Genomic DNA, 24,304 nt, shown 5'->3' with positions numbered 1-24,304 from the left:
ATCTTCTGGCCGTGGATGTGCTCCCATTCTGTTTAATGCATGCTGCAGCACCGGTGACATGGGTGCTGCCATGCTCGCCCCGTTCATATAGCCGTAGGACTTTGGCCTCGGCATCGTCAAGAAAGAAAATCAATTCTCTAGGTGCAATGATGTCGATTTCATCATTCGTGTTGCTGAACCCGATCCGACGCTCACGACTACATGATAACCGGACGGATAGTTCACGCTGTTCGGTCCCTAGTTTCGGCAGCTGCCCACTACGAGAATGTTTGCGGCCACCGCTTCCCCTGTCCAGTGAATCCTTGTTCGTGTAAGTTCTACCCCAGTCACTAAAATGTTATCTGGATAAAATGACATTGGTTATTGTCGCTCCTTTTGTATAAATTCAAAGGGAGACCCTTTTCAGGATCTCCTTCGTTTACTTTGATATTGACTTGATTCCTCCGGCGGTTATTACTCGGATCGGTGACGCGTTTTGATCGTTAGTCGGTATAATCTCAAAACAGCCTACAGAGCCATTCGTTGTCGTGATTCGAACCTGTTTATTCCCCAGAACACCCGAATTAGGATCATATATCGGTATTGCGAGTACTGCATCACCGGCGAGCAGCATGCGCATTTCGCCTATCTTCTTCTTAGTAACAAATTCGCGCCATGTATATGCGCTCTGATTGTCCGCTTTATCGTAATGTGCGACCGTGTACCTGTAACGTTTACCCGGGGTTAGTCCGGAAACATACTGGGTTGTTACGCTTGAATCCGTTGCGACTACATTTCCGTTATAAAGCATAGCCCCGACCCAGTTCGATCCGTCCCATTCACCTAACCATAGCTTAGTATCCATATACCCCGATGAAGGAGGCGGATCGGAGATGCCGCCCCATAAAATAGTTGCATTCGTCTGCCCCCATACAGCTGAGGGGTTCGGATCGTTGGCACGCACGGAGTCCACAAAGAAGCGAACCGCCACCACAGGAGAAGTGTTGCCTGATCTGTCTTGCGCCTGAAATTCCGCATACCATTCCCCCTGAATGTTCGATAGCGGGACATCAGCATACCAGTCAGACCCCGACTGACCTGCGTTTCCATAGCCCACGACCGCCCCTTGGGCGTTATATGCGGTAAAGTAGACCATGCTGATTCCTGACGATGTGTCAAGCACGCCATATATCCACACTCGCCTATTTCCCGTGGTTTGGTTCGTATAACTATAACCCTGAGGGCTGGTGATGATCGGTGGCGTCGTGTCCGATATGAAGTATCGATTCGTTGACTCTATGGGCCCACTCTGTTCGCCGGCTTGGTCGCGAACCAACATGCGAAGGAAGTAGCCACTATCAGCCGTTATTACGCCCGCTGGCAAGGTGTAACTTTTTTGGCTACCGGATATCCACCCAGAGCTCCAGAGAACCGTGCTATAGGCTCCGTCAACTAGCTCGATAAGGAAGGCGGTTTGCGCGTCCTCGGGATCGTTAAATGACCACTGGACGGTCGGGGTCCTTGTGTTGAGCGATTGCCCCTCTGTCGGGCTCGTAATGGTGACGGACGGCAGGACGTTGGTCCTAAACGTCTTGTATACATAGTTCGATTCGAGATTGGCATTATCGTGATAGGTGACGGTATAGCGGTACTGTGTTCCCGGCTTGAGTCCGGTGATATTCAGGCTCGTAATATTCCCGACATCGCCACCGCTGTGCTTCATTTCCCCAGTAAACCCAGCAGTATTCCCCTCCCCGAAATAAACGTCAGTGGTCTTCCTTCCGGAGCTGGGGGCTGGATCATTGAAGGCATTCCAAGAAAGTGTGCATGAGGTGGTCTTGATGTTGCTGACTGTCGGGTTTGGATCGGCCGCTTTGACGGTATCGCGAAATACAGTAGTCAGGACACTGCCACCGTTATCCGCATTGTCCCTTGGATATATCCAGATTGACCAGTTGCCATCGATGTCGAAATTGTTGTAGGTAGAACTCCAGTTCCCTCCGCCGACATTGGTCGCCTGTAAACCCGTGGCCCTTGCCGCCCCGTCTGGTTTGAAGATGTCAACATAGACGACCCGCATTCCCGACCCAGCCTCAGTAAGGTTTACTGTTACGGTTGCGTCGTTTTCGGCTATATTCTGCCGCGGAGAGACGGAGTTGATTGTTGGCGGTGTGCGGTCAACGATAGTAATAACCTGTCGAACCATCTGAACATTCCCTGCATTATCGTAGGCATAGACATGAGTTTCGTACTGTCCCTCATTGTTGTTATACGCACTGATCGGAATGTCACAGGTCCATCTCCCACCACCCCGATTCACGCCGTCTCGCCATTGGAAGTCATAGCCCGGACCCGCCGTCGGAAATCGGACGATAGAGACTCCGGACAGATTATCGGTGACTGTAACCTCGACTTGGAAGGTATTGTTAGGCTGGACATTGATGTACCGCGGTGAAGCAGTCCCTCCTGAGACGGTCGGTGGCGTCCTGTCTATCTGGATGTTGCCGAACCCCCCCCAGTCAGACCACACGTCTCTGGAGTCCCAGACACTAACGGCAAACTGCCAGTTACCTTCGCCAACGGATACTGCTCTAGACCGTGCATTACCATCGGCCACCTTCCCGGAGTCGTACCCCCAGCTGGCCCAGCTATTATTAGATCCTACGATTTGGTATGCAGTCTGGTAGTCGCCCCCGTCAGGATCGCTAAAGCCCCAGTTGACGTTGAAGGTCCCAGCGTTCGTCGGGCTTGATACACTATATGACACTGACGGAGGATTCGGTTTGACGTTAGGCGGCGTATAAGTTACAGCAATGTACGAGTCGTATGTGGCGTTCTCGCCGTATGCATATTCATACCAATAAGTGGCAAGCGATACGGAACCACCCACCCCAGTTCCTGCATTGAGTGCTTGTTGTACTGCGCTTGTCACATCTAGTGTAATTTGTGAACCACTGTAACCAAAGTCGAAGTCTGTCCAAGCTGAACCAGCCTCAAATCTGTGAGTAAATCCCGGAAGTCCCCAAGGCCAATAAATGGCGTTCAAGTAGGCTGTTGCGGAGTTTATTGTTGACCCTGCTGGGATATAGTTTGCTATTCTATTGTAATTAAAATCAGTCCCGCCGCCATATAGGTTATTACTATTATTATCCCAAGTTCCAGTAGATGTTATCTCTCTATCAGCTGGAATATTAACAGTTGCCATTGGCTCACCCCCTATTCCAAATCACTGCGATACCAGATCCGCCCCACGACCGGGCTTGCCGGATCGCTCGTCCGCACTTCCAGCACGAATTCCTTGGCACTGTCCTTCCGGGCGTTATCGGCCTTGGCCTGTGCGCCTGCCGGCGTTTCCGCGCCGATCTGGGCCGCAGTTACGTTATGCGGATTCGAGGTGTTTGTGGCATGAGCGTACGCAGCAGCCAGCGTGGTCGCCGCTTCGTCTTTCCAGTTTTCCGTTCCTTTCACGGACTTCAGCGTTTTGGCCATGAAAGACAGCAGCTGCGTAACGCTGCCCGTATCGGCAAGCGCTGCCGCAATCGCCTGATCGACGGTCCGGTTGCCGATGACGGCATCGGTTGCGGCACCGTTTGCCAGCGCGCTTGCCGTAAGCTTCGGCCCGTTCCCTGCCGTCCCGTCATGCTTATGCCCTGCGGTCACGTCGAATTTCTCATCGATGACATCCGCATTGTCGTCAAGATACGTCTTCGTGTTGAATGTCGTCGTCGACGGCGACGTTCGGTCGATTTTATTTAATCCCAGGTTCGGTGTTTTCGGATTGGCCATCAGGATCACCCCCATGCAAATTTATCAAGCGTTACATTGTCAATCTGGTCAATCGTGAAAGCATCGACTTCCGCAACCATCAAGTAGCGGAAATGAAAACTCATCGCCAAGTGCGCAGGCTTGATTTCTTCGATCGCCGCCTTCAGATCGTCCAAATTCGGCGGAAGTCCCACCGTATCCACGAAATTGATCTCTATGGCATACTGCCCCGCCGTATCCACAACTTCCACCATGCCGCGATCATACGATTGCGCGACGCTTTGAATCAGTTCGACGGTCACGGTTCCTGTACCGCGCAGCTTCGACTTAATGACAGATCGGCGCTCGTTGACAGGCTTGCTGTTATCCTGCGGGATATCGAATTCCCTCTCCCACTGGACCAACCCCCAAGTAGCCGTATCAACGAAAAATTGGTTTAGCGTCCCTTCGAGCGCCGCCTCCAGATCGCCGAACTCCTGCCCCTCGGTGTCCATAATTTCGTTCATTTCGCGAACTTCCGCATAGTACTTCGGCAAGTAGCTGATCAAATGTCCGGTCAATTCAAGCTCACCGTCCCGCGTTTCGGTATTTCGGTTTCAAGCAGGGCAACGTTGCCGGTTCCGCCGTTAACCGTAAGATTCGAGTGGTCAATGACGCTGGGCAAATTGAGCAGCAACGCCCCGATTTGCGCATAGCGGACGACGGTATCCTTGAATGCGATCGTTTTCAAATAATCGTCAAGGCTTTGCTCCGCTTCCTGCTGCGCCTCGGCCAGCGTCCTCCCGGGAGCGAGCGTCAGCGCAGCAGACAGGTCAATCGTTTTCTCCGTCGCGCTCTCTACCGTCACATGTGCGCCAATCGGTGCCATCCCCGCTCCTTTGCCCTGCTCCGGCAAGGGGTCGATATATTGCTGCACTTTGTCGACAAGCTCCTGCGAAGCAGGTGCATAGGTCGCATCGACGATGACCACTTTTACCGTCTTCGGTCCGTCCCAGAGCGGGAATACCTTCGCTCCCCCGACACCCGGCACGTCGCCGGCCCATTGCAAATAGTGGCCTTTATTGCCGCTTGTTGCGGGACGGGTTATTTTTTGCTTGTATCGTTCCTTCAGCGAGGCATTCGTTTCCGTGTCTGTGCCCGGAACCAGAATCGTACCGATGACCGCTGTAGTAAGGCCGGGGATATTTTGCACAGGCAGTAAAGCGCCAAGCGGCCCATTGCCGATCGCTCCCGCCGTTTCGCATTCCAGCTTCGCCTTTATGCCCGCTTCAATTACCTTGTAGTGCAGACCGTCGATATAGAAGCGCTCTCCTGCTTTCACGGCAATATTGAACGTGCCTTCCCGGATCGCTTTGGTCGCCTGCCGTTTCACGATATTTTGCTCCTCGGCCCTTCTTTCCAGATACTCCCCTTCCGACGTGCTGACATATCCGAGACGCAATACGCGATCAAGCTCAATATACGCTTGGGCCAGTTCCGCCGCCGCCGGGGCCAGCGCATCGTAGATGATGCTTCCTTCCCGTTTATCGATACTGTCAGGAACACGGCCCAGCATTCGCTGCAAGACGGCTTCGTAGCTTTGGTTCTCAAACATCTTGTCCCACCTCCTTGGTCAGTTGGAAATTACCGTATTGCGACAAAACCGTGAATGTAACGAAAGCCTCGCTGCCATTGACCACAATCTCCATATCTCGTATATCCTTGATGCGATCGTCCTGCATCAGCGCCTCCCTGACGCGCCTGGCCAAGTCGGAATGGATGTACGAAGAGCTGCTCCCAGGCATACTCTGCAGCTCGCTGCCGTAATTGCTGCCGTAGATAGCATGCTCAAAACGCGCCGTTTGCAAAATTTTGAACGCAGCTTGCTTGACGGCGTCGACACGGTCAATTTTGCCTGCGATACGCTGGGTTTCCGGGTCCAGCCGGTACGTCAGTGATGGCTGCTGCGTCAGCTTAACGTTAAATTGATCGATGCTGCTGCGCGGGATCATGACATCACCACCTGTCCAAAACAATGAACTGCTGGCCGCCCTGTATGCGCAGCAGCAGCACCTTGTCGTCTATTTCCAGCCCGCGTCGAATCACAAGAGGCTCGGCCAGTGCTTCCGCCGTATTTTCACCATGCGCATGTTTAAGATCTGCTTCATATGGCGTAAGCCGTTCCGGCACGATCAAAAAAGGCTCCGTTAACGTAAAGCGTTGATCGACGTGAATCTCCAGCGGTGCATCGTTCAATACGACGCCGAATAAGATCGATACCGGATACCCCGCTTCCACCGCTCCGGCACCTGCTTGCTTAATAATCTCCAGTAAACCCACCTTGAAACACCCCTATCAGCTCCAACGACATCGTATGGTCCATGCCGTCGAATTTATGCTTGCACTCATTCACGAGGAAAAATTGATCCAGCCCAAGCTCCGAAATATTGACCGAAACGTAAAATCCCGCGCGAACGCGGGAATCGCCTAGAGCATCCATATGGAAGCTGCGTTTCTCACGATTTCTCAAACGCATGGTCGTCTCCAGCTTTTCATTGACTTGGGCCGTATTCAGCTTCTCGTCAATGATTTGGAAATACTGCAGCTTCCCCCATTTCCTGATATTGTTGCTGTTCATTAGAACGTATTCACGATGCAACTGCTTTTCCTTGTTTTCTTGAACCAGCTTTACGACATTGTACGCATCCTCGATCGAACGTTTATGCTTGTAATCGTACAGCAAGCTCATATCTCCAAGGGAGCAATCCAATGTCAACTCTTCGATATTGCGCAGCGTGAGCTCTCCGAAATTGTCAAACAACACATAGTTGCGTCCTGTGGATTGTAGAGTGAACGTCAGCGCTTTGCAGATGATATCGAACAGCTTCTTATTGTCTTCAATCATGGCGGGAATTTTATACCCCGTATCATCCAGTGTTCCGACATTCAGCTCAAAATCTTTAGCGATAAGCCTGATCATATCGGTCGCGGTCATATCGAAAAACTGATAGGACTCATTGGCCTGCAAGTAGCGCAGCTGATCGTATGCCGAAACGCTCACTTCCTCACCACGGCCCTCCTCGATCGTAAAAATGAACCCGTAAAATAAATTCGTCTCGTTATGCCGCACTCGAACGATATCGCCTACATTGATTTTAAAATCGGCCGATTGATACAAACCGCCGTGAACGAGCTTGAATTCAAACGTGGACGCTTTGCCGATCCGGCTTGTTTTGTACGACGCCTCCGGAACGATTCCGGAAATATCCCACATCATGCCGTCTTTATTATCGATGATGATCGTTAACATGCCGCCTCACTCCTAATTTTGAGGAATCCTGAGCACCATACCGACAGGGAGTCGTCGCAGCTGCACATCCGAAATTCCGTTCAGCTCCTGAATTTCCCGGTATCGGCTCTCATCATTCAATAAGAGACGGGCGACATGCCACAAGCCTTCCCCCGGACGAAGGGCATACATTTCCGGCCTAACCCGCTCGTCGGGCCGATCCGGCGGAAGCTGCACGACCGTTTCCTCCCCGAACTCGTTCCTTCGCACCACCGCTTTGCGCGCCGAGTAAAATACATACTCTTTTAAGGACAAGCTGTACTCGATGTCCCCGGGCGAACCGGCAACTTCTTTCCATTCGAAGCTTTCGATCGAGGCCGGGATGACAATATCTTTTTTGATATCGTTGTCCATTACCTTTTTCAACGTCGCATATTGCTTGACAAAAATGAACCGGATCGGATGCTTCGTCTCCATCCATCGTCGGATGTCGTTGACGTACTTCATTGGCGGAAACAATGTCGCCTTATCATGAACAAACGGATATTCCACCGCCGGAAAAATGCTGCTGAATTGAATTTCTTTGAGCTTCGGACTTAGAATGACGTTGATCTCTCCGGCCCTCGTTTCGTCTGTGCTGCCGCCCGGACCGACAATGTTATACGTCTTGCCCTGCCCGGACTCCTTCACTTCCAGCGATTCCGGATTGACCGGTATGCGGAAGCCTTCCTCCTGATTGTTCCAGCTTAAAAAAATGCCGTATCCGCCGGTCTCCACTACGTGTACACCCCCTGCGCCGAATTGGAGATCTCTTGCTGCATCACCTGCTCAATGCGGAAAATCATATCGTTGACATCCATTTCATGGCGAATATCCCCCGTCGTCACTTGAACCGTCGGAGTAAGCGTAACGAAGTTCTGTATGTTCTCCATCTCCGCAAGATCGCGCATCACTTTCAGATCTTCGCTGGACACGTCTACCGTATCTTTAATGGACCCGATTTCATTGACGCGATTAATGTTCGACAGCTTGTTGGAATATTCCGGTTCTTCGTCTGACGGCGACTTAATGGATAGGCTGTTCGTGAATTCGTGCCCAATTTTGTAGCCATAGTCAAACTCGTTTTTCAAGTCTTTATAGCCCATGCGGGGGATGGACACAACGAACTTATTGGTGGTCGGTTTTTGCAACAAGTCCATTGTGTTCTTAAGCTCGTCACTTAATGCATGTATATTGGAAGAATTGAACAAGCCGGCTTGCCCCAAATCTACACCCGTCATTTTTTTTATGGCGTCACTTAACCAGTTAAACCCTTTAAGTGCTTCGTTTATTCCATCTAATATGCTTGTCATAAATCCGCCCGCAAAATCCTCTGCACTTCGAAGCATAGAGTACATATAACCACCGAAAGTGACGACTAGATCGTAAAACAATTTATTGATTGCATACACCGGATCGAAAAACATATTTGCTATAAATTCAACCAAACTGAGAAAATAATTCACAATAAGTGCCAGCGTATTCCATACAATACCTACCAGCGTCATAAACGAGCCTGTAATAAATCCAATGATTTCAGCAAAGGTGACGCCGCATTGCAACAGCACATAAACTAAAAAGCCTATTAACGCAGCAACAAGCAAGATCGGCCAGGTCGCAGTAAGCCATAGGCCTGCTTGAGTCAAAATCGGCGGAATCATCGCTAGTAAAGGAGGAATCATCGCCCACAATTGAGGGATCAACATTACCCCGATCATCGACGCTATTCCTGCGAAAATTTGACTAATTAAGGGCCAGTTATTTTGAATCATGCCTACAAACCATAATGCTCCTTCAGCTAGCGGGACGATAAGAACTGCCGCAGCTCGCAATCCCGTTTGCAGCGCATCAAAGAAAGGTTTAAACTTGCCTTCGTCAAACGCCTGGTTCAGCTTCTGGAATAGAGGGAGGATCGCCGCGATTGCTCCTCGTCCGGCTTCCGCCAGCGAGCCGGTCAAATTGTTTTTCAGTTTTTCCACTTGCTTTAACGGCGAATTCAGAACTCTGTCGAAGGCCTGCTCGCCCAAGTTATTTTGCTCCAGCAGCTTACCGATTGATTCAATCAGTCCTTTATTATCGCCTTTCTTTGCCAAGCTCTCCAAACCAGCGGATTGGATTGACGTTTCGCTAACATTAAACTTTTCCTTGAGGGATTTAAAATCGCCCTTCATCATATCTTTGACGGAAGAAACCGCACCGCCCATCCCTTTTCCTTCGGGATCAAGCGCAGCAAGCCGCTGGGCCATATGCGTCATATCGGATAATTGTTTGGTGTCCTCTGCGACGGGCATGAAGGAGAGAACTCCTTTAATATTATCTGCCACGCTAACCCCGGATTTAAGACCGTCCTTTTTAAACTTATCGAACATAGCGGAGCCAAGCTGTTCATCGCCTGTCCGCGCAATAAGCAAATCTCGCAAGGACTCCTCTTCCATGGCTGCTTTCATTGAAGGCATAGCCAACTTGTCAAACGCTTTACCTGCGAGCCCTTTGACACTGCCCAGCAGATTAAAGCCTTTACCCTTTTTCGGATTATCTGATGCTGCCTTTTCCCCGGCGTCTTGAGGTTTATCGGCGATGGCATTCTTTGGAGCCCAAATACGTTTGACCGAGTCGAACAGACGACGAGCTTGCGTTTTAACTCCTTTAAATGCGCTCATAAGCGTCGAGGGGAGCTTGAGAAAAAACTGCAGTATGCCATTTCCAAGTACTTGCAAAATGTTTTGCCGGATTTGCTGCGCTTGAACCAGGATCGCCGCTGCTGCAAAGACAACTCTGACAGGCACCACGATTTGGATTCGAGCTAATTGCCGTATAATATCGCTTTTATTGATCGCGAATCCAATCCGAATCATGGATACGCTGCGAATGCTGCGGACTAACAGCAGTATTCGTTCCAAGTGGTTCACAGTCGCACTTGTATCGATATTAAACTGAAACCGGGCCTGCAGCGTCCTTTGCAGCCTTTCGGCCACTCTGACGGTCGACTGCATGTTGTTTTGCGAACGCTCCATCGTTCTCGAAAACTGAGAAAACAAATCCAGACTGGCGGATACGGTTGCCATAAGGATCTTCCTCCTTTCTGAAACTATGAAAAAAAAGCGTCTCGCGGAGAGACGCTTTGGCACTGCTTACTTTCTGGACTTTCGCATACGTTCCTGCTTCTCCTTCTCCACCCGGACATCGATCATCGCATAGATCGCTGCCTTTTCCCGGCGTCCGAGCCGTTCCAGATCATGCGGCATAATGTGAAGCTCAAAGAGGGCGTAGTAAGCATAGTTCGCCCCTGCATCGCCCTCTTTGATCAGTTTTTTACTTCGTCCACCAGCTCGTTCATGTCTTTGTCGAAGCCGTTAATTTCTTGCACTTTTTGCAGCAGCGTCGTGTACTCGCCCGGCAGCAGCATTTTGCGCAGCAGTGATTCGGCGCCGAGTACGCCGTACGATTTTTGCAGATCGACGTCTTTCAAATTCGGGAAGACGACGCTGGTCACCGCCAGCTTGGCGAGATATTCGTTATGATCCGTCTCGGTTGTATAGACGCCATTCTTCCCTTTCACCCGCTTCGTTACCGCTTTGCGGATATATTCATCCTCTTCTTCCGTCATACTGCGAAGCTTCCAAGGTACCGGCTGGGTGCTGTCTTTCGCCTTGAAGCGCTCCGAAACGACCACTTCCTCCGTCACCTCAATCGAAGCATTTTGCGCAAAAAATACGCTTAAATCACTCATATCTCCATTCCTCCCAAGTAAATTAGCCTAAAATCGGCGCGTTGAATGTTTTTTCCAGATCGATGTCTTCGAATGTGAACGACACTTCCTCTTCGAGCACCTCGCTCTCGGAATTAAGGGAAGCCATAATGACGCTGTCCAGGTTGACGCCGCGCAAAATAACTTCTTGCATGCCTACCGTCGATACCGGGTCCTCGTTGATCACCTTGATGCTGAAATACGTATCTTTGCCGTTCTTGATGTAATCGAACATCATTTGGCGGAATTTGGAGGTGACGTAGTAGATCGTCATCGTACCTTTGCCCGTCCAGCCTGTCGCCTTATGCTGCACCCCGCGCCGGCCGATCGTCTTGATCTCCGCCTTTTGCTTTTCGACGGTCGCCTCCAGCGACTTGATGTAGAACATTTCCTCCGATAGCTGATTCACAATGGCGTAGGCACGCCCCTCTTGCCCCGAAATCGTATCGCCTGCTCTTAAAAATGCCATGTTACTTCACCTTCACTTTCATATAAATTTTTTCAATCGAATCTACCGGCTGTGCGTGAACTTCCACATACACGCTATCCGCATCTTGACCTTCCAGCACCGCAATGTCCGTTTGCGAATTGAAATTTTGAATCGCACCGATCTGCTGCAGCGTGTTCAGGTAAGACACGATTTCGCTTCGCAGCAAGCCGCGGCCGTCGGGATTGTTGTCCACTTTCCCCACATAGAACGATTCGAAGATTCGTTTCACATCGTTGCCGATGCCATCCAGTACCCGGATGACGCGATTTTTGGAAAACTTCATGTCCTTGTTCGGGGAAAAGCTGCGGAACGTGTTGATGTCCTGCTCCACGATGGCCCTGCCGTTATTCGGGACGAAGACGAGCTCGCCGCTTACAATGGCAGCTTCGATCTGCGAATTCGTATAGCGCGGCGTTGCGTCAATCGCATCGTCGTATGCTTTGTACGTCAACGATTCGTTCATTTGCGCGCTTGCCGTCGCTGCGGCTACCCATGCCGTAGCTTGAGCCGCTGTCAACGTCGTGCCGTCGGCAAGAACGACGCCGTTCTTCACGCTGATGACGCCTTCGGAATCGGCGGCCGAATAATTTTCCAGCACCGCCTGCACCTTCTTGCCCTCTTCTTCGCGCAAACGGCGAATATAGGCCGTATAGATCGACTTCAGCGTTGCATCCGTCGAAGGCAGCGCGATCGTCTGGAACTCGAACAGCTCCGCCGCCGCAAGAAAATCGGAATGGTCCTGATTCGTGACCGTGCCGTCCGCACCGCCTGTAAGCGGCGCGCCAGCCGTCGCCGTCAAGGCCCCGGTACCGCTGAACACGATCCAATCGTTCGCAGCAAGCTCGGTAATGGAAGCAACCGTCTGACGGTCGACTTCATTTCCCGACAGCAGCGTCTTAACGTCAAACACATTCTCATCGTCAATATTCTCCTGAATGACGATCGTCAAATCATTGCCCCGCGAGCCGCCGTGCTTGGCTGTTGCCGTCAAGCCGCCGGATGTAACGGATGCCTTGACACCTGCATTCAACCGGTAGAGGAGCAAGGTGTTCGACCGCTTGAGCGCCTCTTTCGCCAGCAGCAATTGCGGCGCCGCCAAATCGTAGCCAAGCAATGCGGAGATATCGTCGCCGGCTTGAATCGCAAGCAGTTGCTTCGAAGGTCCCCAAGGCAGAGAGAGCGCAAGCGCCATGGTCCCGCGCCCGCTAGCCGTGCCGGCCGTACCGCCTTCACCTGTAAAGTTAATATAGACGCCCGGGCGCGTTTTGTTTTGTGTTGTCCATTGTCCGCCTGCCATATTAGCTCACCGTCCTCTTCGAAATGTCCTGGAGCATTTTTTTGACCTGCTCCAAGGTATACGTTTGATCTTCTATTAAAAGCGCGTCCAGTACATCTTTTTGCGGAGCGCTAAACTGCTTCGACTGCATGAACTGCTCTTTCGCATAAGCTGCCGCCGATTTGCCTGCGGCTGCTGCGGATTCCTTTTTCGTACTCACTGGAGATGCCACCTCTGTTCTATTTTTTTCATGGTTGGCTCCGGTTCCCGGGTCAGGATGAGATACACGTCAAAGGCAACGTAAAAATGAAGCTCGCCCTCCTTGATCTCATGCCGCATGCTTTGCCCGCGGTAGAGCCGTCCGCCCCATTCGATGTACGCCAACTGCTCCAGCAGTTGTTCGGCGATTTGCACGCATTCCTTGTTTTTCTCCATGCTGTTCGGATCAGGATCGTATCGAATATCGAAGCGATCCGTTAGTTTGTAACGTCTTCCCAGCAGCTTCACCTGCGAGCCTTCGAGCAGACTTACATAAAAGGCAGGACCCTGGACTCCCTGTCCCGGCTGCTCGACATAAACCGGCAGTTCCGGAAATGTCGCCCGAAGCCGCTGCACGACGCTCTGTTGTAATGATTCCACCTTCACCACCCCGATTGCGTACTGCTTTTATCTCCTGCAATGCATGACCGGCCTGTTCATCCCTCCAACCGCTGCACCACGATCAGCGCAGGCTACAAAAAGTTCCCGCCGAGCAGCCGCCAACGGATGAATCGTTCGAGCGACAGGCTTGCTGCCGCGACAACAGATACCGGATTGCCGTTATTCATGGGGTTCACCTCCTCTCAAGCGGATTTTGGTAAAACAAAAAAGCCGTTTATGGTTCAAGCGACTTGTTCGGCTGCTGCGATATTGAATGGTTTGCCATGTTAGCATAGTAGCACGGATAAAATCGTCCGTATACGACACCTTTGACGACAATGTTACGACAGCCTTGCGACATCGTTACCGCTCGGTTCTGCGTTCCAAAACCGCGCACATTGCTGCATCAGTCTGCCGATACAAAACAAAAAGCCGCTCTGCTATACGAGCGACTTGTCCGGCTGCTGCGGTATCGAATTGTTTTCCATACTAGCATATTAGCACGGATTTTTTCGTCCGTATACGACACCTTTGACGACAATGCTGCGACAGGTTTGCGACGGGTCTCACGGCTTACGATGCGCTGAAGATTTTACCGTACTCCTCGAACGCTTTCGGCTTCCAGCGGTCATACGTCCTTCGGACGATATTCAGCGCGTCCGCGACCTCGTCGATCGATTTCCCCTCAATGAACTGCAGCTTCAGCAGCTGCGCGTATTGCGGCTTGTACTCCGCCAGCACCTCCAGCGTATGCTCGATGTATTGCTTCTGCTGCTCTAATTCCTGCAGCTCGCTGACTCGCTCGATCATGGCGTCAAAATCGTTCAAGCGGCCGGCCCGCGCCTCGATCACCTTCTGGATTTTACTGCGCAGCTCCCGCAGCAGCTTCTCATCCTCCGCGTCGTGGCCCACAGTAGGAATGGCATTCAGCTGTGCTTTCGTTCCGGTCGGGTAGTGTGTCAAATACGTGTGAGCGACCGTTTCCAGCTTCTGCTCGTGCTTGGATAAATACATATAAGACGGAAGATGCTTCAGCTGCCGATGAAGCGTCTGCAAATTATCGTCCTCTTGAAATTGGCTTAAATACATGCCGTTGCCGATCGGATACTTTTCCAATACCTTCATTCGAAGAGTAATTTGTTTGTAACTTTTCAATTGTTGGATCGCTTGATTATCCGGCATATGCGTCGCACCCTTCCTTTTCATTTTCTTCATTTCATCTTGTATTTCCGACATTTAAGCTGCAAAGTTTTGCTTCCACCTTCATATGAACCTGCAGCCATCCACAAACTACAATTTATCACCGGGCCGCTTGTCCCTTGTAGCCAAAATGTACAGTATTCACGACAATTCGTAAAGCAGTGTATCAGACTATTAACGGCCAAATTCATAATAAAACACATAATTTCCTAATAATTACTTATAAATGCCCATTTTTACTTGTATTTCCGGCAGTCCGAATACTTGTGCGTTCGACATCACCTGTGTATAATAAAACCAACCGTCGGATATACCGACATTCGAAGGGTTGGCGTTAAAATGTCGATTGGTGAACGAATCAAATTTTTTCGCAAGCAGCAAACAATGACGCAGGTCCAGCTCGCCGAGCGGGCGGGCCTTTCCAGATCTTATTTGGCCGATGTGGAAGGCAATCGCTATAACCCCAGCGTCGATACGCTGAAATCGATAGCCAAAGCGCTTCACATTGAAGCCCACCAGCTGCTGGACGAGCAGTGGAATGACGATCCGGCAGGGCAGCCAGGGCCGAAACCCGCCTTTACCTCCAAGGAGGAGCGAGATATCGCCAAAGACCTCGAGCGCATTATGTCCGATCTGGAGAGCGGCGAAGCGCTCGCGTTCCACGGCGAACCGATCGATGAAGAGAGCAAGGAGCTCCTGAGAATATCTCTCGAAAATTCGATGCGTCTGGCCAAGCAGATGGCCAAACAGAAATTCACCCCGAAGAAATACCGTAGAGAATAATATCATTAGGGGGCTGACGGATGCGGTTACCGAAGCAATCTGTCTTGCAATTACTCAAAATATATAAGACCAACAACCCTTTTACAATCGCATCCAGAAAAGGCATCACGGTCTTGTACGAGCAGCTTGGCGATATTTTGGGCTACTACAGCACATACAAACGGATGAAATTCATTCATTTGAACCGCGACAACGGCGAATCCGTGCAGCGGTTCGTCATCGCTCACGAGCTCGGCCATGTCATGATGCATCCGAACCTCAATACGCCATTTCTGCGTAAAAATACGCTGTTATCCGTCGACCGGATTGAGCGGGAGGCCAATGAGTTCGCGGTCGAGCTGCTGATCTCGGACAAGCTCCTGCTGGAAGGCGTCTCGATATACGATGCAGCGGCGGCTTGCGGCGTTCCGGAGGAAGTCGCTCATTTGAAGAGCAAGCCCGACGGGATGAAAGCATCCGTCCGGAAGTTTTGGACGAAGGAAGACTCGTATTTTACGCTCTGAGTCCGCATGGCAGGGGTACGGTTTATAAAAATGAGCTTGATAACATAAAAAGGAGCCGCCGGCTCCTTTTTTTTCATTTGCTAACCTGAAGCATTCAGGATTTCGCTTTACTATAGATCCGATATTTGTTGAAATCCAGCTTTTTCACGATAATGAAGCGGCTGCCGGGACTTCCCTTGCCGTTTTTCATCACCATGACCAGCTTGGTCAGCCAATACGAGCAATAGGCGACGGCCACATCGATCAGCAGCAAATGGAATTGATTCATTCCTTTGCGTACGTGCAAAATCCCAATCATTTTCGATATAACGGCAAACCCGAATGCAAACAAACAACTCATGAGCAGCGCATACAGGTAAAAGTTTTTGTTATGGTTTATGCAATACTGGTACACCAACAGAAAGGCTACCGGCAGAAACGAAGCGGTCGAGCTGATGCCGAACGGCAGGAACGGAGCCAACATGTAGGTATGCACAAAATAATTATCCAACTCCAGGATCGTGTCCGCATAGTTCCAGAGCATATGGATGGTATATCCGAAAAACAATACCTCCCATATTTTTTTGCGGTCGAGCGCAAAATAGAGCACGATCAGCGGAATCGTGAGCATCGCTACAGCAACCCAAAACTGCCACGTTCCCACATGGGAGTAACGATGCCAATATGCGCTCAGCAGCGAGCTGACTTCTTCTCTTCTTGCGTAAATCTCGTTCCAATAATCCTGCTTGTTCATACAAACCTCCAAGACAGCAACTTTTTCCTATTATGCCTCTTGGTGGATGTTACTATTCCTCGGCGTCTTGTCAGCTGCGTCTCAAACTTCCCGCGCTAAGCTCCTTTTCATTTCTTTTTCATCCATACCAAAAAAATAAATGCCATTAATCGACATTTATTGCCGTTTTATGATAAAATCATAGTGCAATATAACTATATGCGGTCCTTTAGGACTACTTCTTTCATTGGAGTGATACTTGTGCAAAACAAACTCTATAACCAAATTTCTCATGGAACAGAAAAACGGTTGGAACAGGTTCTCGAAACATCAAAAAAGCTACTCGTTAAAAGGAATAAACGCCCTATATTTTTAAAATTACTTAAATCTAAACCCAAAACGACACCTAAATGGCATTAACTATACTCCTCATTAAATGCCGCAGCTTTTCCGACAAGCTCCCTGCATTAGCGACCCATTCTTTTCCTTTGTGTGGTTGAATCACCTTTCGCTTTGGCCATGCGACAGCAGCCCATCAATTTACCGATTAGCCCTCTCGTCTCCAAACCATCCCCCAAGCCTAACTTTCCAGCAGGCAACCTCTCCTTAAATCCTTTTATAAAGCTTCTAATCCACCAAGACAAAAAAAGAGACTCGCCAACGGGGCGAGCCTTAAAGGTGTATATATTAAAAAGGGGGTCTTGGGTATTATTGTATACCTTGAATATGATAGAACGATAACAGAAATATTTCATTTGTGTAACAAATGTGAAGGCGCTATCAGGGAAGTTTTATCCTGCATTCCCATCTTACGAGAAATCCAGATTAATTCATTGATAAAGCTTCTCAAACCAGTGATAATACCTCTCAAATGCCTGAAAATCGCTCTCAATTAAAGTATTTGCCAAAATTCCGACCTTGACGTATAATCCCTACATGAGAGAAACAGAACAAGAAGGTTAGGTGAAATCCATGTACGATTACCACCACTTACATCACGTCAAAGAGCAGAGCCAGTCGAAGAAGGCACTGTGGGTTACGCTCATATTGACTGCTTTTTTTACGATTGTTGAAATTATCGGCGGCATTATGTCCAACTCGCTCGCGCTGCTGTCCGATTCGGCACATATGATATCCGACGTCATCGCGCTCGGATTGAGCATGATCGCCATCTACTTGGCGACGCGCCCGCCGAACGCCAGATTTACATTCGGGTACCTCCGGTTCGAAATCATCGCATCGTTCCTGAACGGGCTCGCTCTCGCCATTATTGCGGTCGGTATCTTCATCGAAGGCATCCGCCGCTTTATTCATCCGGAACCGATCAACTTCAAGCTGATGCTCGTTATCGCTTCCATCGGCTTCATTGTGAATCTGGTACTCACGCTGGTGCTCAGCCGCAGCATCAAGGAAGAGGAGAACTTGAATGTTCAGAGCGCCCTGTGGCATTTTATCGGCGATTTGCTCAGCTCGGCCGGCGTCATCGTTTCGGCGATCATTATTTACTTCACCGCCTACCAATGGGTCGATCCGCTGATCAGTATGGTCATCGGCGGCATCATTTTTATCGGCGGTTCCAAAATCATCAAAGAATCGTACTTGATCTTGATGGAATCCGTTCCGCAGAAGTTCAATCTCGACGAAATCCGCGCCGACATCGGCAAAGTGGAAGGCGTCGAGGACGTTCATGAAATGCATCTGTGGGCCGTCTCCACCGATCATTATTCCTTGACGGCGCATGTCTTCATCGACGATAAAATTCAGCCATTCTGCATTATACTTGCGATTAACGAAACGCTCAAGGAGAAGTACGGCATCGAGCACTCCACGATCCAGATGGAGCACGCAGGCATACACCCGCACGGCGAATACGGCAAAGAGTTTTTGCGCAGAGCCGAGCACTAAGCCAGCCTCCTTGCCGGCGATGGACCCGCACAATAAGCAAACCTCCTGTCTCGGGACGCTCTAGCGTCCGAATCAGGAGGTTTTGTGCTTTACTTGCGCTCGTACCAGTAGCCCGGGATGCCCCGCTCCAGCCGCAGCAGCGCTTCAAGATAATAATAGTCGCCCCAGATCATATAATCATCCGGCGCATTGTTCCCTCTGACGCTGTAGGAACCGTGCTCCAGCAGCCCTTCCGCTTCCGGCTGCCCGATCGTAGAATAATTCTCGACGAGCGACGTCATTGTGCGCTGCAAGCCGTCTTCCAGAAATGCCCGATCGGCATCGTCAGGTTCCAGATGCGATAACAGCTCCAGAACGCCGGCCGCCGTAATCGCGGAGGCGGAACTGTCCCGCTTCGTCTCGGCGTTCACCGGGGCGTTGAAATCCCAATACACAACGTCGTCTTCCGGCAGGCGCTCCAGGAAATAGCGCGCCATCCGCCGCGAAGTCTCCAGGTAAAGCGGATTGCCCGTATAGCGGTACGACAGCGCGAAGCCGTAAACGCCCCACGCCTGGCCGCGCGTCCAGGTCGATCCGTCCATGTAGCCTTGGTGCGTACCGCCCCGCAGCGCTTCCCCGGTCTCTTGCTCGAAATAGAACGTATGATAGGACGAGTCATCGCCGCGCACAAGGAACCGGCGGGACAGATCCGCATGGATGACAGCCGCGTTGAGATACTTGTCATCGCCCGTATGCGCGTATGCCCAGTACAGGAGCGGCAAATTCATCATGCAGTCGATAATGATGCGGCCGCCGTTGCGCTCGTCCCCTTCTTTGCCCCAGGCCTGAATGTACCGGCCTTTCGGTCTCCAGCGTTTCATCAGCGTGTCAGCCGCTTGCAGCGTCAACTGCTTGGCCGCTTCGTCCTTCTCGATAATCCACTGCGCTTTCGATGAAAGCGAATACAGAAAACCGATGTCGTGGTGATCCAGCTGCCGATGCTCGTCCAGCCGGCGGTGGAAGCTGTCGACCGTACCCACAGCCGCCTTCCGGAACGCATCATCCTGCGTGTACTCGTAGCACAGCCACAGCATACCCGACCAGAAGCCGTCGGTCCATTCGTTGTTGTCATTCAGCGCATAGGTCCCGTTGCTGCTGACATGCGGGAACTGATCCCCGAAACGCTCAATATTCGCTTTCGTTTTCCGTACCGCGTCTTCAATCGCCTTTTGCCATAAACTCATGAGGACCAACTCCTTCTAAAGGTAGGTTGACAACGGAGATCGCCGTCATCGCGCCAACCGCTCTCCGCTGCAACATATGGGAAAATGATTCTATATCGCAGGCTGCCGTTTATCTGCGCCGCATTATCGTCCAAGAGTGGACATGCGGGGAATAAGCTGCAGCGGGATGCGTATTTCCTGTTCACTCGCCGAACAGCCATGCGGAAGCTCGCCGTCCACTTGCTTCAGCCGCTCCGTCTCGCCGAGCTCGAGCAGCATCAGCCGAATCGCCAGCCGCACTTGCTCCTTGTACGGTATATCGATCGTGGTCAGCGGCGGATAAGCCAGCTTCGAGACCGGATCGTTGTTAATGCCGACGACGAGATAATCTTCCGGTACCCGGTACCCCCGGTGGAAGACGGCCGACATCACCGCAAGCGCGTCAACGTCGTCGAAGGCCAATATGCCGACAGGACCCGCAGCATCGCTGGACGAAGCGGTAATGACTTCGTCCATCAACTGATCCAATGATTTCGCATCGCGAAACTCGACGATCGCGGCCGGCACCGCTTCGGGCAGCCGCTGGACCCCTTCGGTGAAGCCGATGCGGCGCTGGCGGTCCGTCGCATGCGCTGCGGCTTTGCCGAAGTAATACAGCTTACGGCTGCCCTGGTCATACAGATGGCGCACCGCATCGATACAGCCCCCGGCAAAATCGAGATTGACGGCGCATGCCGCAATGTCGCTCGGCCATCCCCAGCCGTTGAACAGCACCAGCGGCGTGCCTTCGCCGACGATCTTGCGCGTCGTCTCATGCGACATCGCCAGGCCGTGACAGAACAGCCCGTCCACCCGGCGCTGAAGCAGCACCTCGAGATGCCTCTGCTCGATCTCCGGATCGAAGCCGGCGGCGGAGAACACGGACAAGTGGTACCCGTACAAATGCGCTTTGCGCTGCATTTCTTCCGCGAACCGGCCATAATAGCCTCCGAAGCCCGGCACAAGCATCCCGAGCTCATACGTCTTGCGGCGGCTCAAATTGGCCGCCATCACATTGCGCCGGTAGCCGAGCCGCTCCGCCGCTTCTTCCACCTTACGGATCGTGTCTTCGGACATCGGCACGTTGCGGCGGTTCAGCACGTTGGACACCGTCGCGATCGATACGCCGGCCGCCTCCGCAATATCTACGATCGTCACTTGTCTTTTACTGCTCATGCGAGACAGCAAGCCCCCTTTGCACTAAAACCTATAATTTAAACGTTTAAATACATTCTATACCTAAATAAATCCCCAGTCAACCCAAATAAAACCGTCATAATATAAAAACTCCCCTGTCCCGCCTTTCGGCGGAACAAGGGAGCTGCAGTTCATTGAGTTTCAATTACATGCCGAGCCATTTCTTGAATAAATGCTTCGTCGTATCGAGGTTCATCGCCGCGATGGACGTTGTAAGCGGAATGCCTTTCGGGCAGGAGCGCACGCAGTTTTGCGAGTTGCCGCAGCCTTCGATGCCGCCCTCGGACATCAGTGCTTCCAGACGCTCTTCCTTGTTCATCTCGCCCGTCGGATGCGTATTGAACAAGCGCACCTGCGAAATCGCGGCCGGACCGATGAAGTCGGTTTTGTCATTCACGTTCGGACAGGATTCAAGACATACGCCGCATGTCATGCATTTGGACAGCTCGTACGCCCATTGGCGCTTCGATTCGGCGAGGCGCGGGCCCGGGCCCAAATCGTACGTGCCGTCGATCGGAATCCATGCTTTCACTTTCTTCAGCGCGGAGAACATCCGCTCCCGGTTAATGACCAAGTCGCGCACGACCGGGAAGGTGGCCATCGGGGCAATCCGGATCGGCTGCTCCAGCTTGTCGACAAGCGCGGAGCAAGCTTGGCGCGGCTTGCCGTTGATCACCATCGAGCAGGCGCCGCATACTTCCTCCAGACAGTTCGACTCCCAGCATACCGGTGTCGTTTTCTTCCCTGCCACATTCGTCGGGTTACGCTGAATCTCCATCAGCGCGCTGATCACGTTCATATTCGGACGGTAAGGAACTTCAAACTCCTCCGTATACGGACTGCTTTCCGGCGAATCTTGACGAGTGACGATAAACTTCACTTTTTTGCTTGCAGTTGCGGTTGCTTCGGCCATGATCAATGACCTCCCTTCTTGTCCGTTGTGTAGTCGCGCTTACGCGGCTGGATCAAGGATACGTCAACGGCTTCCCACTCGATTTGCGGGCCGTCCGGCGTCCACTTCGCTTTCGTCGTTTTCAGGAATTCTTCGTCGTCGCGTTCCGGGAATTCCGGCTTGTAGTGCGCGCCGCGGCTTTCGTTGCGCAGCAAGGCGCCGAGCGTCATCGCATGGGCAAGCTCAATCATGTTCCAGAGCTGACGCGTATAGGCCACGCCCGGGTTGTTATAGCGAGCTGAGTCGTTGACGTTGATGTTTTTCCAGCGCTGCTTCAGCTCGTTGATTTTATCGATCGTTTGCTCCAGGTTTTTGTTGAAGCGAACGACCGTCATATTATTGTTCATCCAGTCGCCGAGCTCTTTGCCGAGCACGTATGCATTCTCCGTGCCGTCCATTTTCAGGATGCTCTCGTAGCGGTCCGTATGCTGCTTCTTGTAGCGTTCGAACACCGAGGAGGAAATATCGTCGGCATGCTTCTTGAGCCCTTTGATATATTCGATGGCCTTCGGTCCGGCCACCATCCCGCCGTAAATCGCGGACAAGAGCGAGTTCGCGCCGAGCCGGTTCGCGCCGTGGTATTGATACTCGCATTCGCCGGCGGCGAACAGTCCCGGAATGTTCGTCATCTGGTTGTAATCGACCCACATGCCGCCCATCGAGTAGTGAACCGCAGGGAAAATTTTCATTGGAATTTTCCGCGGGTCGTCGCCCATGAACTTCTCATAAATCTCGATAATGCCGCCGAGCTTGACGTCCAGCTCCTTCGGATCTTTATGGGACAAGTCGAGATATACCATGTTCTCGCCGTTGATGCCGAGCTTCTGGTCTACGCACACCGAGAAAATTTCGCGGGTCGCGATATCGCGAGGAACCAGGTTGCCGTAAGCCGGATATTTCTCTTCAAGGAAGTACCATGGCTTGCCGTCTTTGTAAGTCCAGATCCGTCCGCCTTCGCCGCGCGCCGATTCGGACATGAGCCGCAGCTTGTCGTCTCCCGGAATCGCCGTCGGGTGAATTTGGATAAATTCGCCGTTGGCGTAATATACACCCTGCTGATACACCGCACTGGCAGCGGTGCCGGTGTTAATGACCGAGTTCGTTGTTTTGCCGAACACGATCCCCGGGCCGCCGGTTGCCAAAATGACCGCATCCGCCGAGAATGTATTCACTTCCATGCTGCGCAAATCTTGTCCGGCAATCCCGCGACAGACGCCGTCGTCGTCGATCACTGCGCCGAGGAATTCCCAATGCTCGTACTTCTTCACAAGCCCGGCCGTTTCCCAGCGGCGCACTTGCTCATCCAGCGCGTACAGCAACTGCTGCCCGGTCGTCGCCCCGGCAAATGCCGTGCGGTGGTACTGCGTTCCCCCGAAGCGGCGGAAGTCGAGCAAGCCTTCCGGTGTACGGCTGAACATTACGCCCATCCGGTCCATCAAGTGAATGATGCCCGGTGCGGCTTCGCACATTGCTTTAACGAGCGGCTGGTTGGCAAGGAAGTCGCCGCCGTATACCGTATCGTCAAAATGTTCCCACGGGGAATCGCCTTCCCCTTTTGTATTGACGGCCCCATTTATGCCGCCTTGAGCACAGACAGAGTGGGATCGCTTCACTGGCACCAAGGAGAACAGGTCTACGTGAACTCCGGCTTCCGCTGCCTTCACGGTGGCCATTAAGCCCGCGAGACCTCCGCCGACTACGATGATTTTAGAATTCGCCATGTTCGCTTTCTCCCCCTTAACCTTTCGCTACTTTCGGCATCTCTTGGAACTGCGGGTCCACGAAAGCCGACAAAGACATAATGAACATGATCGTCATGACTACGAATACGCCCATCCAGACGTACGTAGATACGCGCTGCGCGCGCGGTCCCACCGTAATGCCCCAGCTCACCAGGAACGACCACATGCCGTTGCTGAAGTGGAATACCGCCGAGACAATCCCGATACAGTACAGCACAAAATAAACGGGATTGCTTGCAATCTCGTTCATACGCATACCGATATGTTCCTGTGGCAGGCCGAGCGTAATTTGGAACCGCGTTTGGAAGAAATGCCATGCAACGAACAGGAACGTAAGCACACCGGTAACCCGCTGCAAGAAAAACATCTGGTTGCGGAAGTAACCGTAGTTATTCACGTTATTTTTGGCCGTATAAGCTACGTACAACCCGTAAATTGCATGATATGCCAGCGGAATCCAGATGCCGACGATTTCCAGAAGCAGTACCAGCGGCAATCCGTGAAGCCATTCGACATGTTCCAGGAAGCTTTCATGACCGCCCTTGACCGCCGAATAGTTTGTCAGCAGGTGTTCGATCAAAAAGAAGCCGACCGGAATGACCCCCAACAATGAATGCAGCTTTCGAGAGTAATACGAGTTTTTGAACATTGAATTTCATTCCCCCCTTAAATTAAGGCTTGTCACCGCATCGTCAAAACCATCTACCATTGTACTCCCGCATATTGGGAGCGTCAACAAAAAACGCTACGACTATTTTCCATGAATCGACATTCTTTTATGCAGGCATCGACGAAACTTGTGTACAAAGAGTGACATATACATACTACTCCTGTTTCGCTTATAATGGAAGTGCTTATTAATTAT

Annotated in this window: 24 protein-coding genes; 3 read left to right on the top strand and 21 right to left on the bottom strand. The window is 51.6% G+C overall.

Features of this window, described 5'->3' with window-relative positions; all coding sequences use genetic code 11:
• Positions 1-418 precede the first annotated feature (418 nt).
• The 15 genes from KXG62_RS09775 to KXG62_RS09705 form a co-directional block, all read right to left on the bottom strand.
• Positions 419-3,184, bottom strand: a complete 2,766-nt coding sequence (locus KXG62_RS09775; RefSeq protein WP_218091758.1) for a GBS Bsp-like repeat-containing protein — start codon at positions 3,182-3,184, stop codon at positions 419-421.
• Between the two features lie 11 nt (positions 3,185-3,195).
• A complete protein-coding gene (locus KXG62_RS09770; RefSeq protein ID WP_218091757.1) occupies positions 3,196-3,765 on the bottom strand; it encodes a hypothetical protein in 570 nt (189 codons plus the stop codon).
• A gap of 5 nt (positions 3,766-3,770) precedes the next feature.
• The gene (locus KXG62_RS09765; RefSeq protein WP_246627371.1) at positions 3,771-4,304 is read right to left on the bottom strand and encodes a YmfQ family protein; all 534 of its coding nucleotides are present in this window, start codon (positions 4,302-4,304) and stop codon (positions 3,771-3,773) included.
• Positions 4,301-5,338, bottom strand: a complete 1,038-nt coding sequence (locus KXG62_RS09760) for a baseplate J/gp47 family protein (RefSeq protein WP_218091756.1) — start codon at positions 5,336-5,338, stop codon at positions 4,301-4,303. Before KXG62_RS09760 ends, KXG62_RS09765 begins: the two co-directional genes overlap by 4 nt.
• Positions 5,331-5,735 carry a DUF2634 domain-containing protein gene (locus KXG62_RS09755; RefSeq protein WP_218091755.1) on the bottom strand — a complete coding sequence of 135 codons (405 nt, stop codon included), beginning with the start codon at positions 5,733-5,735 and terminating at the stop codon, positions 5,331-5,333. The genes KXG62_RS09760 and KXG62_RS09755 overlap by 8 nt, the downstream gene beginning before the upstream one ends.
• A 4-nt stretch (positions 5,736-5,739) precedes the next feature.
• Positions 5,740-6,063: a DUF2577 domain-containing protein gene (locus tag KXG62_RS09750; protein WP_218091754.1), complete on the bottom strand. Its 324-nt coding sequence runs from the start codon at positions 6,061-6,063 to the stop codon at positions 5,740-5,742.
• Positions 6,041-7,033 carry an XkdQ/YqbQ family protein gene (locus KXG62_RS09745; RefSeq protein ID WP_218091753.1) on the bottom strand — a complete coding sequence of 331 codons (993 nt, stop codon included), beginning with the start codon at positions 7,031-7,033 and terminating at the stop codon, positions 6,041-6,043. The genes KXG62_RS09750 and KXG62_RS09745 overlap by 23 nt, the downstream gene beginning before the upstream one ends.
• A 12-nt stretch (positions 7,034-7,045) precedes the next feature.
• Entirely contained in the window at positions 7,046-7,789 is a 744-nt protein-coding gene (locus KXG62_RS09740; RefSeq protein WP_218091752.1) for a trp operon repressor, read from the bottom strand.
• A complete protein-coding gene (locus KXG62_RS09735; RefSeq protein ID WP_218091751.1) occupies positions 7,789-10,116 on the bottom strand; it encodes a phage tail protein in 2,328 nt (775 codons plus the stop codon). The genes KXG62_RS09740 and KXG62_RS09735 overlap by 1 nt, the downstream gene beginning before the upstream one ends.
• A 239-nt stretch (positions 10,117-10,355) precedes the next feature.
• Entirely contained in the window at positions 10,356-10,781 is a 426-nt protein-coding gene (locus tag KXG62_RS09730) for a phage tail assembly chaperone (RefSeq protein WP_218091750.1), read from the bottom strand.
• A 22-nt stretch (positions 10,782-10,803) separates the two neighbouring features.
• Positions 10,804-11,268: a phage tail tube protein gene (locus KXG62_RS09725; protein ID WP_218091749.1), complete on the bottom strand. Its 465-nt coding sequence runs from the start codon at positions 11,266-11,268 to the stop codon at positions 10,804-10,806.
• 1 nt (position 11,269) lies between these two features.
• Positions 11,270-12,586, bottom strand: a complete 1,317-nt coding sequence (locus tag KXG62_RS09720; protein ID WP_218091748.1) for a phage tail sheath family protein — start codon at positions 12,584-12,586, stop codon at positions 11,270-11,272.
• Position 12,587: 1 nt separating this feature from the next.
• On the bottom strand, positions 12,588-12,785 hold the full coding sequence (locus KXG62_RS09715; RefSeq protein ID WP_218091840.1) for a hypothetical protein: 198 nt from the start codon (positions 12,783-12,785) through the stop codon (positions 12,588-12,590).
• Positions 12,782-13,204 carry a phage tail terminator family protein gene (locus KXG62_RS09710; RefSeq protein ID WP_218091747.1) on the bottom strand — a complete coding sequence of 141 codons (423 nt, stop codon included), beginning with the start codon at positions 13,202-13,204 and terminating at the stop codon, positions 12,782-12,784. Before KXG62_RS09710 ends, KXG62_RS09715 begins: the two co-directional genes overlap by 4 nt.
• A gap of 573 nt (positions 13,205-13,777) precedes the next feature.
• Complete coding sequence (locus tag KXG62_RS09705) at positions 13,778-14,386, bottom strand: ECF-type sigma factor (protein WP_218091746.1); 609 nt, start codon at positions 14,384-14,386, stop codon at positions 13,778-13,780.
• A gap of 357 nt (positions 14,387-14,743) precedes the next feature.
• Between KXG62_RS09705 and KXG62_RS09700 the strand changes: the two genes are divergently transcribed.
• Both KXG62_RS09700 and KXG62_RS09695 read left to right on the top strand, forming a co-directional pair.
• Positions 14,744-15,187: a helix-turn-helix domain-containing protein gene (locus KXG62_RS09700; protein ID WP_218091745.1), complete on the top strand. Its 444-nt coding sequence runs from the start codon at positions 14,744-14,746 to the stop codon at positions 15,185-15,187.
• Positions 15,188-15,207: 20 nt separating this feature from the next.
• Complete coding sequence (locus KXG62_RS09695; protein ID WP_218091744.1) at positions 15,208-15,690, top strand: ImmA/IrrE family metallo-endopeptidase; 483 nt, start codon at positions 15,208-15,210, stop codon at positions 15,688-15,690.
• A 94-nt stretch (positions 15,691-15,784) separates the two neighbouring features.
• Here the strand turns inward: KXG62_RS09695 and KXG62_RS09690 are convergent, their stop codons facing one another.
• Positions 15,785-16,423, bottom strand: a complete 639-nt coding sequence (locus KXG62_RS09690; RefSeq protein WP_218091743.1) for a hypothetical protein — start codon at positions 16,421-16,423, stop codon at positions 15,785-15,787.
• 951 nt (positions 16,424-17,374) lie between these two features.
• On the opposite strand from KXG62_RS09690, the gene KXG62_RS09685 reads away from it, so the two are divergent.
• Positions 17,375-18,307, top strand: a complete 933-nt coding sequence (locus tag KXG62_RS09685) for a cation diffusion facilitator family transporter (RefSeq protein ID WP_218091832.1) — start codon at positions 17,375-17,377, stop codon at positions 18,305-18,307.
• A gap of 89 nt (positions 18,308-18,396) precedes the next feature.
• Here KXG62_RS09685 and KXG62_RS09680 read toward each other — a convergent pair whose 3' ends face one another.
• From KXG62_RS09680 to KXG62_RS09660, 5 genes are all read right to left on the bottom strand, one after another.
• Entirely contained in the window at positions 18,397-19,530 is a 1,134-nt protein-coding gene (locus tag KXG62_RS09680; RefSeq protein ID WP_218091742.1) for a glycoside hydrolase family 88 protein, read from the bottom strand.
• A gap of 123 nt (positions 19,531-19,653) precedes the next feature.
• The gene (locus KXG62_RS09675; protein ID WP_218091741.1) at positions 19,654-20,724 is read right to left on the bottom strand and encodes a LacI family DNA-binding transcriptional regulator; all 1,071 of its coding nucleotides are present in this window, start codon (positions 20,722-20,724) and stop codon (positions 19,654-19,656) included.
• A 166-nt stretch (positions 20,725-20,890) separates the two neighbouring features.
• On the bottom strand, positions 20,891-21,658 hold the full coding sequence (gene sdhB, locus KXG62_RS09670; protein ID WP_218091740.1) for a succinate dehydrogenase iron-sulfur subunit: 768 nt from the start codon (positions 21,656-21,658) through the stop codon (positions 20,891-20,893).
• A 2-nt stretch (positions 21,659-21,660) separates the two neighbouring features.
• A complete protein-coding gene (gene sdhA / locus KXG62_RS09665; RefSeq protein WP_218091739.1) occupies positions 21,661-23,418 on the bottom strand; it encodes a succinate dehydrogenase flavoprotein subunit in 1,758 nt (585 codons plus the stop codon).
• A gap of 16 nt (positions 23,419-23,434) precedes the next feature.
• On the bottom strand, positions 23,435-24,088 hold the full coding sequence (locus KXG62_RS09660; protein WP_218091738.1) for a succinate dehydrogenase cytochrome b558 subunit: 654 nt from the start codon (positions 24,086-24,088) through the stop codon (positions 23,435-23,437).
• Positions 24,089-24,304: the final 216 nt, after the last annotated feature.

Source organism: Paenibacillus solanacearum, from assembly GCF_910593845.1.
Taxonomy (GTDB): domain Bacteria; phylum Bacillota; class Bacilli; order Paenibacillales; family NBRC-103111; genus Paenibacillus_G; species Paenibacillus_G solanacearum.
The sequence above is the reverse complement of the archived record's forward strand: the minus strand, read 5'-3'. Positions and strand labels throughout refer to the sequence as shown.